Source organism: Actinosynnema sp. NPDC004786 (genome assembly GCF_053601135.1).
This window is the reverse complement of the sequence record NZ_JBSGBG010000014.1, coordinates 97,678-111,812: the sequence shown is the minus strand read 5'-3', so window position 1 is coordinate 111,812 and position 14,135 is coordinate 97,678. Positions and strand designations below refer to the sequence as shown.

11 protein-coding genes are annotated in these 14,135 nt (G+C 73.5%); 3 read left to right on the top strand and 8 right to left on the bottom strand.

The features are described from left to right. Positions 1 to 414: 414 nt before the first annotated feature. The 4 genes from ACWEFJ_RS15270 to mraZ all read right to left on the bottom strand — a co-directional run bounded on the left by ACWEFJ_RS15270 (position 415) and on the right by mraZ (position 4,539). Entirely contained in the window at positions 415 to 2,319 is a 1,905-nt protein-coding gene (locus ACWEFJ_RS15270) for a peptidoglycan D,D-transpeptidase FtsI family protein (protein WP_449714077.1), read from the bottom strand. Between the two features lie 46 nt (positions 2,320 to 2,365). Further along, entirely contained in the window at positions 2,366 to 2,998 is a 633-nt protein-coding gene (locus tag ACWEFJ_RS15265; protein ID WP_449714076.1) for a hypothetical protein, read from the bottom strand. Continuing rightward, positions 2,995 to 3,942 (bottom strand): 16S rRNA (cytosine(1402)-N(4))-methyltransferase RsmH, encoded by a 948-nt coding sequence (gene rsmH / locus ACWEFJ_RS15260; protein WP_378085009.1) that lies wholly within the window; start codon positions 3,940 to 3,942, stop codon positions 2,995 to 2,997. Before rsmH ends, ACWEFJ_RS15265 begins: the two co-directional genes overlap by 4 nt. A gap of 165 nt (positions 3,943 to 4,107) precedes the next feature. Next, positions 4,108 to 4,539 (bottom strand): division/cell wall cluster transcriptional repressor MraZ, encoded by a 432-nt coding sequence (mraZ, locus tag ACWEFJ_RS15255; protein WP_073899631.1) that lies wholly within the window; start codon positions 4,537 to 4,539, stop codon positions 4,108 to 4,110. Between the two features lie 462 nt (positions 4,540 to 5,001). On the opposite strand from mraZ, the gene ACWEFJ_RS15250 reads away from it, so the two are divergent. From ACWEFJ_RS15250 to ACWEFJ_RS15240, 3 genes are read left to right on the top strand one after another with little or no spacing between them, the layout of a single operon-like run. Continuing rightward, a complete protein-coding gene (locus ACWEFJ_RS15250) occupies positions 5,002 to 6,111 on the top strand; it encodes an AAA family ATPase (protein ID WP_449714075.1) in 1,110 nt (369 codons plus the stop codon). Between the two features lies 1 nt (position 6,112). Further along, on the top strand, positions 6,113 to 7,378 hold the full coding sequence (locus ACWEFJ_RS15245) for a DUF58 domain-containing protein (RefSeq protein ID WP_378085004.1): 1,266 nt from the start codon (positions 6,113 to 6,115) through the stop codon (positions 7,376 to 7,378). A 1-nt stretch (position 7,379) separates the two neighbouring features. After that, positions 7,380 to 9,848 (top strand): transglutaminase TgpA family protein, encoded by a 2,469-nt coding sequence (locus ACWEFJ_RS15240; protein ID WP_449714074.1) that lies wholly within the window; start codon positions 7,380 to 7,382, stop codon positions 9,846 to 9,848. Positions 9,849 to 10,193: 345 nt separating this feature from the next. Here the strand turns inward: ACWEFJ_RS15240 and ACWEFJ_RS15235 are convergent, their stop codons facing one another. The 4 genes from ACWEFJ_RS15235 to ACWEFJ_RS15220 form a co-directional block, all read right to left on the bottom strand. Further along, positions 10,194 to 10,577, bottom strand: coding sequence for a DUF3040 domain-containing protein (locus ACWEFJ_RS15235; RefSeq protein ID WP_378085000.1), 384 nt, complete (start codon positions 10,575 to 10,577; stop codon positions 10,194 to 10,196). 1,267 nt (positions 10,578 to 11,844) lie between these two features. Further along, on the bottom strand, positions 11,845 to 12,762 hold the full coding sequence (locus ACWEFJ_RS15230) for a hypothetical protein (RefSeq protein WP_449714073.1): 918 nt from the start codon (positions 12,760 to 12,762) through the stop codon (positions 11,845 to 11,847). Positions 12,763 to 12,930: 168 nt separating this feature from the next. Continuing rightward, entirely contained in the window at positions 12,931 to 13,197 is a 267-nt protein-coding gene (locus ACWEFJ_RS15225) for a hypothetical protein (RefSeq protein WP_378084997.1), read from the bottom strand. An 85-nt stretch (positions 13,198 to 13,282) separates the two neighbouring features. Continuing rightward, positions 13,283 to 13,924 carry a Crp/Fnr family transcriptional regulator gene (locus ACWEFJ_RS15220; RefSeq protein ID WP_378084995.1) on the bottom strand — a complete coding sequence of 214 codons (642 nt, stop codon included), beginning with the start codon at positions 13,922 to 13,924 and terminating at the stop codon, positions 13,283 to 13,285. Positions 13,925 to 14,135: the final 211 nt, after the last annotated feature.

Sequence of the window (14,135 nt, the reverse complement as noted above, 5' to 3'; positions counted from 1 at the left end):
ACGCCGGCTTCCCGCCACCGCGCCTCCCGACGGCTCGGGCGATCCGACCGCGCCGCGGAATCCCCCGAAATCCCCACCGGACATGCCGGCCACGGCCACCACGCGTTGCGCCGCGCGGCGCGCCGTCGAATCGTGGTCGCATTCCGCCGGGATCGGGCGGAATCCGGGCACCGGCCCTTCCGGGCACCGGCCCTTCCGGCCACCGCCGCGCGCATTCCCCTCGCGGGCGGTTCCCGATGCCCGCGACGGCGTCTTCCCCGCTCCCGGGCCTGCCGCGGCACGATGGCCGCACCCGTGCCGAGGGCGGATCCGAGCCCGCCCGACGGTTCCCGGAACGGGCTGCCCACCCCTCTCGGCGCGAAGGCGGCACACCACGCGCGGGATTTCACCGGATCGGGGCGCTCCGAATGCCGATCAGCGCACCAGCGGCACGACGGGGGATTGTTCGGCGGACATCGGGAGTTGGTAGCGCTGCGCCAGGTAGGACGCCACGTCGTGGAACAGCGGCGCGGCGGACTGGGGGTTGCCGGTCGGGTTGTCGAGCATGATGCCCACGACGAACCGCGGGTTGTCGGCGGGCAGGATGCCGGCGAACGTGATCCAGTACTGCGAAGTGCTGTAGCAGTCGCACTTGGGGTCGATCTGCTGCGCCGTGCCGGTCTTGCCGCTGATCTGGTAGCCCGGCAGCGCCGCCGGCGCCCCGGTGCCGCTCTCCACCTGGTCGCCGGGCACGTTCTGCACCACCGCCCGGAACATGTCGCGCACCGCCTTGGCGGTCTGCGGGGACACCACGCGTTCGGTCTCGGCCGGGTCGATCTCCTTGCGGCCGCCGTCGGCGGAGACCTCGGCGCGCACGATCCGCGGCGCGATGCGCACGCCGTCGTTGGCGATCGCCTGGTACATCCCGGTCATCTGCAGCAGCGTCATGCTGAGGCCCTGGCCGATCGGCAGGTTGCCGAACGTCGAGCCGGACCACTGCTGCAACGGCGGCACGTAGCCCGCCTCCTCGCCGGGCAGCCCGGACCCGGTCCGCTCGCCCAGGCCGAACCGGCGCAGCATGTCCGCGTACCGGTCCTGCCCGATCTTCTGCGCGGTCAGCAGCGTGCCCACGTTGGACGACTTCGCGAACACGCCGGTGAAGGTCATGTCCAGCGGCCCGTGCTGCCACCAGTCCTGGATCACCCGGTCGGCGACCTTGATCCTGCCGTCGACCTGCAACACGCTGTCCGGCTGGTAGATGCCGTCCTCGATGGCGGTCGCGGCGGTCACCACCTTGTTGACCGAACCGGGCTCGAAGACCGAGGTGACGGCGATGTTGCGGAGCTGGTCCTCGCCGGCCCTGCCGAAGTCGTTCGGGTCGAACGTCTTGTCGTTGGCCATGGCCAGGATCTCGCCGGTGCGGCTGTCCATCACCACCGCGGACCCGCTGCGCGCCGAGGTCTTGCGCGTGTAGTCGGTGACCATGCGCTGCAACGCGTACTGCGTGTCCACGTCCAGCGTCAGCTCCAGGCTCTTGCCGGGCACGGCGGCGGCCAGCTCGCGCGACCGGTTGGGACCGGGGATCACGACGTTGTCGTTGCCCTGCACGGTGTCCACGATGCGCTGCCCGTTGCGGCCGGCGAGCAGGTTGTCCTGCGCGATCTCCAGGCCGAGCAGGCCGTGCGTGGCGGGCGGCTCCGTGTCCTTGCGCCAGTTCGCCGCGCCGATGATGTTCGACGCGAGTTCGCCGTTCGGGTACACGCGCACGGCCCGGTACTCGGACCCGACGTTGTTGTACTTCTCCGTGATGACGGCGGCCTTGGCCGGGTCGACGTTGTCCACCAGCTCCACGTAGGTGGTGTCCCGGGACAGCTTGGCGAGCATGGTGTCCCGGTCGGTCTTCTGGCCGGAGACCTCCTTGCCCAGCGTCTGCTCGATGAACGCGGCGATGTCGGCGAGGCGTTCCTGGTACGTGCCGATGTCCGGGTTGGCCTCCTGCGCCGCCGCCCACTCCTGGCGCATCCGCGGCGGCACGACGTAGAGCGCGCGGGCCTCCACGCTGAACGCCAACTGGTTGCCGTTGCGGTCCAGGATCGAGCCGCGCGGGGCCGGGATGTCGATCGGCGTGGCGCGCTGCTGCTGCGCCTGCGCCGACAGCGCCTCCGCCTGGAAGCCCTGGACCTGCACCAGCTTGATGCCCGCCAGGAGCAGCGCGCCCACGAGCAGCAGCCGGCCCGTCGCCAGGCGGACCCTGCTGTTGCCGCCGCGCCGCCGCCGGGGAGCGGGGCCGCGGACGGACAACGGGCGGCGCACGGGTCTGCCCCGGCTGGGCCCCGGCATCACTGACCTCCTGGTACCGGCTGTGCCACGGTGTGTTCCCTGGTTCCTAGCCCTGCGGCTGCTGACCCGCCTGCCGGCCGGGCGCGTCCGCACCGGTCTGGCCCGGCTCGGGCGGCTGGGCGGCGGTGGTCGGCTGGCCCGTGGGCTGCTGGGCGTCGGCGGGCGGCGCGGTGGACGACGTCGGCGGCGGTTGGACGGCCGACGGCTTGCCGTGCACCTCGACCGACCCGTCCGGCAGCTGCCGCAACCGGGCCGGGTCGCCGGCCGGGACCAGGCCCAGCTTCGCCGCGGCCTCGGCCAGGCTCGGCGGCGACTCGGCCAGCGCCACCTCGCGGCGGAGCTGCTCGACCTGCCGGGCGAGCCTGGTCTCCTCGGCCCGCGCGTCCTGCAACCGGTACGAGTCCGCCGTCGCCTGGGTGGACAACCACATGATCGCCGCGATGCCCGCGCCGAGCACGAGCATCACCATCACCACGAACGGGGCCTTGGGGGCCACCACGGGCTGCCGCGTCACCGACCGCTTGCGCGGCGACGTGCGCGCCGCGCGTCTCGCGTAGGCGCGGTCCGCCGCGGCGGACCGGCGGCGCTCCGGCGGGACGGCCTTGAGCGCCCGCTCGCGCGGCTTGGACGACCTGGCCGGGGACGGCGCGCCGCCACCGGTCCGTGCCGGTGCGGTCATGTCGCCTCCCGGATGCGTTCCGCCGCTCTCAGTCGCACCGGAGCGGCCCTGGGGTTCTCCTCGACCTCCTGCTCGGTCGCCTGTTCCGCGCCCCTGGTCACCAGCTTCAGCTGGGGGCCGTGGCCGGGCAGCTCGACCGGCAGGTCCTGCGGTGACGTGGAGCTGGCCAGCGCGGCGAACGCCCGCTTGACCATCCGGTCCTCCAGCGACTGGTAGGACTCCACGACGATGCGCCCGCCGACGGCGAGCACCGACAGCGCGGCGGGCAGCGCCAGCCGCAGCGACTCCAGCTCCTGGTTCACCTCGATGCGCAACGCCTGGAACGTCCGCTTCGCCGGGTGGCCGCCGGTGCGGCGGGTCGCCGCGGGCACCACGTCGTAGAGCAGCTCGACCAGCCGGCCGCTGGTGGTGAACGGCTCGCGCTCCCGTTCCCGCGCCACCGCGCCGGCGATCTTGCGGGCGAACCGCTCCTCGCCGTAGTCGCGCAGCACGCGGGTCAGGTCGTCCACCGAGTAGGTGTTCAGCACGTCCGCCGCCGTCATCCCGGTGCCCGCGCTCATCCGCATGTCCAGCGGCGCGTCCTTGGCGTAGGCGAACCCGCGCTCCTCGGCGTCCAACTGGAGCGAGGACACGCCCAGGTCCATCAGGATCCCGTCCACCTTCGCGCCGCCGACCGCCGCGACGATCCCGTCGTACGTCGTCTGCACGAGTTCGACGCGGTCGCCGAACGGCTCCAGCCGCCGCCGGGACAGCTCGATGGCCTGCGGGTCGCGGTCCAGGCCGATCAGCCGCACCCGCGGGTGCGCCCGCAGCACCGCCTCGGAGTGCCCGCCCAGGCCGAGCGTGCAGTCCACGAACACGGCGTCCCGATCGGCCAGCGCGGGGGCCAGCAGGGCCAGGACGCGATCGAGCAACACCGGCACGTGCCGAGCCCGCTCCACCACGTCCCCTCCCTGGATGGTCCCCCTCACAAGATGAAAATTCGGGTGTCGTCAGGTCCCCGCCCGCCCGTCGGACCTGGCGCCGGGGAAGGTGCGCCAGGGCCGAAAGCCGAGCGGACCGAGGCCTCACGGCACCCGAAACCTCGAACAACGGCCGATCCCGTCGAGCTAGAAGACGCCGGGCAGCACCTCCTCGCGGGCCGTGGCGTAGCTGTCCTCGTGCTCCTCGAGGTAGCGCTGCCACGCCTGCGCGTCCCAGATCTCCAGCCGGTTGATCGCGCCGATGACCACGCACTCCTTGGTCAGGCCCGCGTACCGCCGCAGCTCCGGTGCGATCGACACCCGGCCCTGGCCGTCCGGCCGCTGCTCGTCGGTGCCGGCGAACAGGTAGCGCTGGTAGGCGCGGACCGCCTCGTTCGTGAACGGAGCCTCCGCCACCTTGCGCGCCATCTGCTCGAACTCGGCCCGGGGGAACACGTAGAGGCAGTGGTCCTGGCCCTTGGTGACCATGAGACCCCCCGCTAGCGCGTCCCGGAACTTCGCAGGCAGCGTCAGTCGGCCCTTGTCGTCCAGCCTCGGGTAGTGCGTGCCCAGGAACACGGCGCCACACCTCCCGACGCCGGAAGCGTCACTTCCGACCGCCAGTGAGGCCCCCGTCTGCCCCACCGGCCGCCACAGTACCCCACTTTTCACCACAGTCAACGCTGAAACGGGTGGTTGCACCGGCCGTGCCGAAGCGTTTACGCAGGTAGAGCGAAGATGGCCGACGTGGAGCGCGGTGGGGGACGACGACGCCGACCACCTCCGCGGGTGAGCCGATCCGGCCCGAACTCCACCCGGATGGACCAACGAAATCGGGCAAAACCGGTTCGCCGGCGGTCCCGGTGGGGAATCGTGGTGGAGCGGGGTGGACGGCCACCGGCCGCGGGCCCGTGGAATCCACGAGCGCGAAACTGTTCAATCGGTGTAGGGCGCTTCGCCCTGGTTTGACACACTGCGTGAAACGCTCACCGCCACCGCGAACCGGTCGCGGTAGGGCCGCGCCCTGCTCCAGGAGGTCGAGTGACTCCGAGTACACAGCCAGCCGCGCTGCCAGAGAACTCCTACGGCGGCGGCGCCGCGCCCGCGGTGAACCACGCGAACAACGCGACCCACCCGCAGGTCAGGCCGGAGGAAGCGCTCGCCGAGCTGCACGCCGCGGTCGGCCGGATCGCCGCCAACGTGGAGAAGGTCATCGTCGGCAAGCCGGACGTGGTCCGGGTCGCGCTGGTCACCCTGCTGGCCGAGGGCCACCTGCTGGTCGAGGACGTGCCCGGGGTCGGGAAGACGTCGCTGGCCAAGGCGCTGGCCCGGTCCATCGACTGCACGGTCAGCCGCATCCAGTTCACCCCGGACCTGCTGCCCAGCGACATCACCGGCGTGTCGATCTACAACCGGCAGGACAACGACTTCGAGTTCCGCCCCGGCCCGGTGTTCGCGAACATCGTGGTGGGCGACGAGATCAACCGCGCGTCGCCGAAGACGCAGTCGGCGCTGCTGGAGTGCATGGAGGAGCACCAGGTCACGGTCGACGGGCAGACCTACCCGCTCGGCTCGCCGTTCATGGTGATCGCCACCCAGAACCCGATCGAGATGGAGGGCACCTACGCCCTGCCCGAGGCCCAGCGCGACCGGTTCACCGCGCGGGTCTCCATCGGGTACCCCGACCCGCAGGCCGAGCTGGCGATGGTGGACGAGCACGCGGGCCACGACCCGATGGCCGACCTGCGGCCGGTGTCCGACGCCGAGCAGGTGCTCCGGCTGGTGCAGGTCGTGCGGCGGGTGCACCTGTCGCCGGAGATCCGCCGGTACGCGGTGGAGCTGGTCGGCGCCACGCGGCGGCTGCCCGAGCTGCGGCTGGGCGCCTCGCCGCGGTCGACGCTCCAGCTCGTGCGGGCGGCCAGGGCGCAGGCGGCGTTGGCGGGCCGCGACTTCGTGGTGCCCGACGACCTCCACGCGGTCGCCGTGCCGGTGCTGGCACACCGCCTGGTGCTGACCGCCGAGGCGCAGGCGGCCCGCCGGTCGGCGGCCGACCTGGTGCGCCAACTGGTCCAGCGGGTGCCCGTGCCGCAGGCGGCGATGGACCCCACCGGGCAGTTCCTGCACAACATCAACCCCAACCACCACCGCTGACATGCGCGGGGCCCTGTCCGGGCTGACCACCCGGGGCCGGTGCCTCCTGGCCGCGGGGTTCGCGGCCGGGTTGTGCGCGATCGTGCTCAACGAGCGGGACCTGCTGCGCGTGGCGGCGTTCGTGGTGGCCCTGCCGCTGCTCGCGGCCTGGCTCGCGCAGCGCGCCAAGGTCGGGCTGCACGCGACCCGGTTCCTGCACCCCAGCCGCGTCCAGGTGGGATCGGCCACCGACGTGCGGGTGGAGTTGCGCAGCGCCGGGCGGGTGCCGACCGGCGGGCTGCTGCTGGAGGACGCGGTGCCGTACGCGCTGGGCGCGCGCCCGCGGTTCGTGGTGGAACGGCTCCCGCGCAACACGGTGACCGTGCTGCGGTACCCGCTCAAGCCGGTGATGCGCGGCGTCCAGCAGGTCGGTCCGCTGCTCGCGCGGATCACCGACCCGTTCGGCCTGGCCGAGTTCGACCGCGAGCTGGCGGGTCGCAGCCGGCTGGTCGTGGTGCCGCGGGTGGTGCCGCTGGCCGGGCTGCCGAACGGTTCGGGGATGGGGTCCGGCGACGACGGCTCGATCCGGCTGCGGGCCGGCCAGGGCGAGGACGACGCGGTGGTGCGCCCCTACCGGCACGGCGACGACCTGCGGAAGGTGCACTGGCGGTCCACCGCGCGGCGCGACGAGCTGATGGTCCGGGTCGAGGAGCGGCCGTGGCGCGGCGGCACGACCGTGCTGCTGGACCACCGGCTGGTCGCGCACCGGGGCAGCGGCCCCGGCGCGAGCCTGGAGTGGGCGGTGTCCATGGCCGCCTCGATCTGCCTGCACCTGCACCGCTACGGCCACCGGGTGCGCCTGGTCGGCGACGACGGCCGGGTGCTGGCGGGCGGGCCGGGTGACAGCGGGTACAGCGACTCGGTGGTGCTGGACGCGCTGGCCGCGCTGCCGCCGTCGCACCGCCGCGAGCCCGCCGTGGGCGTGGACCCCGGCGCGGGCCAGGAGGTCATCGCGATCCTCGGCGGCAGCACGCCGTCGGTGATCGACTCGCTGATCCGCAACCGGCCGCGCGGGATGCGCAGCCTGGCGGTGGTGCTGGACGTCCGGGCGTGGGCCGCCCCGTCGGAGGACCCGGCGCCCGACGCCGCCGAGGCCGAGCGGCTGCTCGGCGGCGCGGGGTGGGGAGTGGTGGTGGCGCGGCCGTCCACGCCGATGGGGCAGGTCTGGCAGGAGCTGTGCCACAGCGCGGGCAACCGCGGCCCGGTGGTGCGCGCGGAGGTGGGCTGACGTGACCGGCAGGACGTCCGCGGTGGGCGGCGACAACTGGGTGGTGAGCGCGACGCCGGCGGTCGCCGGCCTGGCCACGCTGTGCGCGGCGACCGCGTTGTCGAGCGTGATCGCCGGCGTGCTGTGGCTGGTGTACCTGGCGGTGGCCATCGCGGTCGTGGGCGGCACGGGTGTGCTGCTGCGGGCGACCCGGCTGCCCACGCCCGTGGTCGCGCTGGGTCAGCTCGTCGCGCTGATGTGCCTGCTGGTGACGATCTTCACGCGCAGCGGTGTGCTGGTGGTGCTGCCCGGTCCGCAGTCCTTGCAGGACCTGGTGTCGGTCCTGGGCGACGCGATGGCCGAGGTGCAGACCGGGGTGCCGCCGGTGCCGGACAGCCCGGCCATGCGGTGCCTGGTGATGGTCGCGATCGGGCTGGTCGCGATCCTGGTCGACCTGCTGGCCGTCGGCCTGGCCGCGCCCGCGGCGTCGGGGCTGGTGCTGCTGTGCGTGTTCGCGGTGCCCGCGTCGCTGGCCGACGAGATGCTTCCGCTGTGGACGTTCGTGTTCGGCGCGGCGGCGTTCGCGCTGCTGCTGGCGGTGGACGGGCAGCACCGGCACTCGGCGTGGCGCGGCCGGTTGGCGAGCGGCGGGCAGAGCGGGTCCGGGCCGGCGGCGACCGCGGTCGCCGGGCTCGCGGTGGTGGTGGCGCTGGTGGCCGGGGCGAGCTTCACGCTGGTCGGCACGGTCGGGCGGCTGCCGGGCACCGGTGAGGAGATCGGCGGCGGTTCGGGCGGGTTGGGCATCGACCCGATGACGCAGCTGCGGGGCATGCTCAACCAGGGCGCGCCGCGCGAGCTGTTCCGGGTGCGGGACATGCCGGCCACGTCGGCGTACCTGCGGGCCATGACGTTGCGGCAGTACGTGCCGGACAAGGGTTGGGAGCTGGGCGGGAACATGCCGGAGGGCGTGCCCGCGAACGGGCCGCTGCCCGTGCAGCCCGGCGACCAGGGCGGCGGCGAGGTCACCGGGGTCCGGATCGAGCCGGTGAACTGGGTGGACAACTGGCTGCCGGTGTACGGACAGCCGCGGGCCGTCCAGGGGGCGGAGGACAACTGGAGGTACGACCCGGAGCGCGGGATGATCTACAGCGTCCGGCCGCGCCGGTCCGGGGAGTACACGTTGCAGACGGTGTTCGACACGCCGTCTGCGGACACGCTGCGGCGGGCGGCGGGCCCGGTGGACGTCGACCAGTCGTACCTGGACGCGCCGGGCGTCGAGGGCCGGGTGGCCGCGCTGGCGCGGCAGATCGTGGCCCCGCACGACAACCAGTTCGACCAGGCGACCGCGTTGTACCGGTACTTCACGGACGGGACGCAGGGCTTCGAGTACACGACCCAGACCGCGGACACGGACACGTCGGTGGACGCGCTGGAAGACTTCGTGTTCAACGGCAAGAAGGGGTTCTGCGAGCAGTACGCGTCCGCGATGGCGATCATGGCGCGGTCGGTCGGCATGGCCTCGCGGGTGGCGCTCGGCTTCACCGCCGGGTACGCCACCGGCGACGTGCAGACGATCACCTCGCAGGACGCGCACGCGTGGGTGGAGATCTACTTCCCCGGGCACGGCTGGATGACGTTCGACCCGACGCCGCTGTCGGACGGGCGCGGCGTGACCCCGCCGTACATCTCCGGTCTGGAGGCGGACGACGAGGAGGACGGTTCCAGCGCCGGCGCGACGACCACCACGACCACGACCACGACGCCGGGCGCGTCGGCGTCCGCCTCGGCGACGCCGGGACTGACCGGTGAGGACGGGCAGGCGCAGGCGGCGGAGCCGACGCCCACCTGGCACGTGGTGTCGCTGGCGGTGCTCGGGTTGATCGCGTTGCTGGCGACGGCGCTGGTGGTGGCCGGTGCGCGGCTGTGGCGGTTCGGTCGCGGGTCCGGGCCGGTGTGGCTGAGGTCGGCGGCCCTCGTGGCGGCGGCGGTGGCGTGGGGTGTCGTGCTCGGGCTGCTGGTGGCGCTGGTGTCGTGGTGGTTGGCGGTGGCGCTGCTGGCGCTCGTGGCGGCGGCGACCCCGGCGGCGGTGCGGACGTGGCGTCGGCGGCAGCGGTTGCGGGCGGTGGCCGGGTTGGGGCCGGACGCGGCGAGCGCGGCGTGGCAGGAGCTGGTGGCCGAGTCCGTGGACCGCGGCACGCGGGTGCCGAGCACGGAGACCGTGCGGGTGGCCGCGCGACGGCTCGTGCGGGTGCACAACCTGGACGAGCAGGGGCGGGAAGGGCTGCGCGCGGTCGTCGGGGCGGTGGAGCGGTCCTGGTACAGCGCGCACTCGGCGGCGGACCCGGCGCTGCCCGGCGCGGTGGAGGACGTGCGCCAAAGCCTGAACCGCAACGCGCCGCTGGCGTTGAAGGCGAAGCTCCTGCCCCGGTCGGTGCTCCAGCCGAAGGCGCCGGCCGAGCCGGAGCCGGCGGAGGCCGGTTCGACGGTGTGACGGTGTGACGGGTCCTGGTCCGGTTCGCCGGTCCAGGACGCACACCCGCCCGACCGGGTCGTCTCATCACTCCGCGGACCGGGGTTGTTCTGCACCCCGCGACCGGGTCGTCCCGCGGACCAGGGCTGTCCCGCGGACCAAGGCTGCCCCGCACTCCGGGGACGGGGTCGTCCAGCACTGGTTGGCCGCACACCGCGGCCTGGGTTGTCCCGCCCTCTGCCGACCGGAGTTGTCCTGCGCGCACCGGCCGCGACCCGGACCGGATCGTCCCGCACGCACACGGCCCGCCCCGGAGGTGATCGGGGCGGGCCGTGTGCGTTGTTCGGTCGGGCTGTCTCGCGCGGACTACTCGTCCTCGAAACGGCGACGGAAACGTTCTTCCATCTTCTGTGAGAACGAGCTGCGGCTGGGCCGGCTTCCCTCTTGGCTGGGCTCTTCGGCACCCTGGTCACCACGACGCAGCGTCGTCACGGTGAGCAGTACGCCGAAGAACATCAACAAGAAGCCGACTACGCTCACCACCGGGATACCAGCGAGCTTCGGCAACATCACACCCGTCACCAGCAGCGCTACACCCACGGCGAACAACGCGATGCCCTGGATGCGACGCCGTCGTGACGGCTTGCGCAGCTTGGCACCGCGCACTGTGGATGCGAACTTCGGGTCCTCGGCGTAGAGCGCGCGCTCGATCTGGTCGAGCAGTCGCTGCTCGTGCTCGGAGAGTGGCATGGCTCCTCCTCCGGCACAGCGGTCGCGGGCGCCGGGTAATCACGGTTGCCGCCGGTCCCGGCGGACGCCCCGCCCTGGGGGCGTCACAACCAGGATACGATTCGGGAGCCCTGCCGACTACCCAGTCCGTGCCCCTAAGCGGTTCGTTCTGTCACCATCATCCTCACGGGGCAATGGTCAGACCACCGTGAGGTCGTGCGGGCCGGGCCGAGGTCAACTGTCAAGACCTGCGAAAGCCCGGTCGTTCACTCCCCCGAGGGGGTGAGTGGGAGGGCATGCACACCGAGCCGAGCCCCCTGCACCCGCCCGACACCCGACTCGCCCCGCACGGGGTCGCCCTTTCGGCATCGCGCGACTACGCAACGTCACTCTCTTGCGACCACGCGATCGGCAGAAGATCGAGACGCAGATCACAGCCGCGCCGCGCCGCCTGCTCCCGGTTCCCGATCTTGCCGAAGATCGAGTTCGGGAGCACGAAGCGGCACCCCGCCCGCCTCGGGGCCGGACCGGCGCTCCCTCCCGGCTCACCACCCCGCCGGCCCCGCCGGACCTGCCTGTCGCCCACCCCGGCCCGACCCGCCTGTCGCCCACCCCCGCCCGGCCTGCCTGTTGCCCGACCCCGCCCGACCCGCACAGGCCGGGCTGACTCGCCCTCCCGGCTCACCACCCGCCCGGCCCCGCCCGACTCGCCCGCCCGACTCGCCCGACGCGCCGACCCGCCCGGTTTGCATGCCCGGCACGCGCGCTCCCCCACACCGGCCGACCTGCTTGCCCTGGCGAACCCGCTCGCCCCTCGCCCCGCCAAGGGCCTGCCCTGCCAACTCGCCCGAGGTGCCGGCCCGCCCGAGCTGCCTGCCCGGCGCGCACGGTCCCCACGCCGGCCGACCCGCTCGCCCCTACCCGCCAAGGGTCTGCGCGGCCGACTCGCCCGGCCGGCCAGACCCGCCCGGCCTGCCTGCCCGGGGGGTGCGGTTCCCGACAGCGGCCGACTCGCTCGCCCAACCCGGCCCGGCCCGGCCCGCCCCGCACCGCCCCGCACCGCCCCGCACCGCACCGCACCGCACCGCCAAGTGTCTGCCCGTCCGCCAGGTGCCAGACCGGCTGCCAGGTGCCAGACCGGCTGCCAGGTGTCAGGCCGGCTGCCCGGCGGACTGTTCGGGTGACGGGTGCCCGGACCGCTGGCCGCTGTCGCCCAGCCGCCAGGTACCCGGCCCGCTTGGGTGGAGGTGGTGAGGGGTGGTGGGCGTGAGGGGGCCGGGTGGAGGGGTTAGAGGTGGTGGAGGGGTGTGCGGTGGATTGGAGGGATCGGGCGGTGGGTGGCTTCGGTGGCGGCTCGGAGCAGGTCTTGGGCGACGGCGGTTGGGGATTGGCGCAGGCGGGTTGGGGTGGTGTGCAGGACGACGGCTCCGGCGGCGGAGAGGGGGTCCGGGCGCGGTGGGCGTGGGCTGTTGAACCGCCAGGCCAGGGCCAGGCCGTCCCACCAGGCGTCGGCGACGCCCAGGGGGCGGCCGTCGGCGGACTTCAGGAGCGCGCCCCACGTGGGTGGGGGTAGGGGTAGGTCGTCGAGGACGGCCCTCGCCCACGCCTGCGGGACGGAGCGGACGCCGTCGGCCAGTTCGGAGAGGACTTGCCTGGCCGGTTCGGATCCGCGGGCCAGTCCTGGTCTCAGGTCGGAGACCGGGACGCCGCCGTGGCGGACGACCTCGGTCAGGACCGCCCGGATGTCGTCACGCACGCGCAGGGCCTTGGCGGCGTCCACGGCGGCCCGGGCCAGGGGCGCGGTCAGGAAGCCCCGGCGCAGCACCGGGTCCGGTGGGCGGCGGACGCGGGTGAGGCGGACCTTCGCGGCCGGTTCGATCGGGCGGGTGACGAGGACCTGGACCGGGCCGGTGGCGGGCAGGGCCCGCATGCCGTGCAGTTGCAGCGCGTCCAGGCCGGTGAGCAGGCTCTCCGGACCGCCGTACCGCAGCGCCGCCCGCGCGAGTTGGGCACGGGTCGGCGGTGTTCGGGCCAGCAGCAGGATGCCGGGCAGGACGTGCTGCCACGGCCCGTGCGGGCGGCAGCGGACGGCCAGTTCCTCGCTCGGCAGGCCCAGGGCCAGCAGCTCGGACGCGGTCACGACGCGGTGGGGAAAGAGGCCGCCCAGGGCGTCCAGGTCGATGGTGGTGCGGTTCGTGGTGCGCATGGGTCCACCATCGGCCGTGGGCCGGGGTCGGTCGATGGGGAGATCGCGAACTGTGGACAACTCGATGGCCTGTGGACAACTCGACGCGAAATGGGGCCTCCCGCAGACCCGACCGTCTGCGGGAGGCCCCTGTGGACGGCGGTCACCCCTCGTTGACCGCCGCGTGCTCTACAGGCGGACGAGCTCCTCGGCGACCTCGACGTCCGGCTCGCCCCGGACCGGGCGGGCGGTGCGGACCTCGCGCCACGCGTCGTAGACGGCGACCAGGCCGCCCGCCAGGGCGACCGAGACGGCGGCCGCGACCACACCGTCGACATCGGACACGAACACGATCACCACGGTCGCCCACGCCATGACGGCGGTGAGGGCGAGGGTGCTCGCCAGCCGCTCGGCGAACCGCCGACGGGACTTCGCCTGCTCCTCGATGTGGCTCATGACTCCCCCTCTGAACTCGGCTGATGCCTCATTTGTAGGAGGTTCGGACGTCGAGTTCTGCGTCAGATGACGCACAAGGCCACATTCACGTGGTGAAGTCGTAGAGCCGGCTCACGTGGTGGATGTCGATCTTCCGCCGGCCGGTGCTGATAATGCCCTCCTCGCGCAGCGCGCGCAGCACCCGGACGAGCGATTCGCGGGACGTGCCCGCGATCCCCGCGAGGTCTTCCTGGCTCAACGCGATCACGCCCTGGTCGGCGATCCCGCGCCGCAACGCCATGTCGATGAGCACGGCCGCGACGCGCTGCGTGGCCGTGCCGCTGATCTGCATGCGCTGGCGGTCGGTGTCGCGTTGCCGCGCCACCACGACGGTCAGCACCGTCCAGGCGATGCGCGGGTGCCGCTGGCACAGCGCGGCGAACGCGCTCGCCGACAGCACCAGCGCCCGCACCGCGTTCAACGCGCGCACCGTCGCCGAACGCGGCCGACCGTCCACCGCCGAACGCTCACCGACGATGTCACCGGCCCCGCGCACGGCCAGCACCTTCTCGCTGCCGTTGGCCGTGGTCGCGGTCACCCGCAGCAGACCGCTCCGGATGACGAGCACGTGCCGCGTCACCTCGCCCTCGTGGCAGATCACCGAGCCGGGCGGGTAGTCGCGCTCGACACCGGTCGCCGTGAGCACCTCGTGCTCGGCGGGTGTGAGCAGACCCCAGAACCGATCCACGACACCACTGTGCCGGGTGATCGACGCGCACGACCCCGTCCACGCGCCGCGACCACCCGAACGGCTCGGTTCCCGGAACGGGAAACCGAACGCCGCACCACCCGGTGCCCAACGCCGCACCACTCGACCCGGGCTTCCGGTCGAGGTGCGCGGCCGGGTTCGAGAACGAGCCGGTGCTCCGGGAGCCGGACCGGCGAACATGGCCGACGGT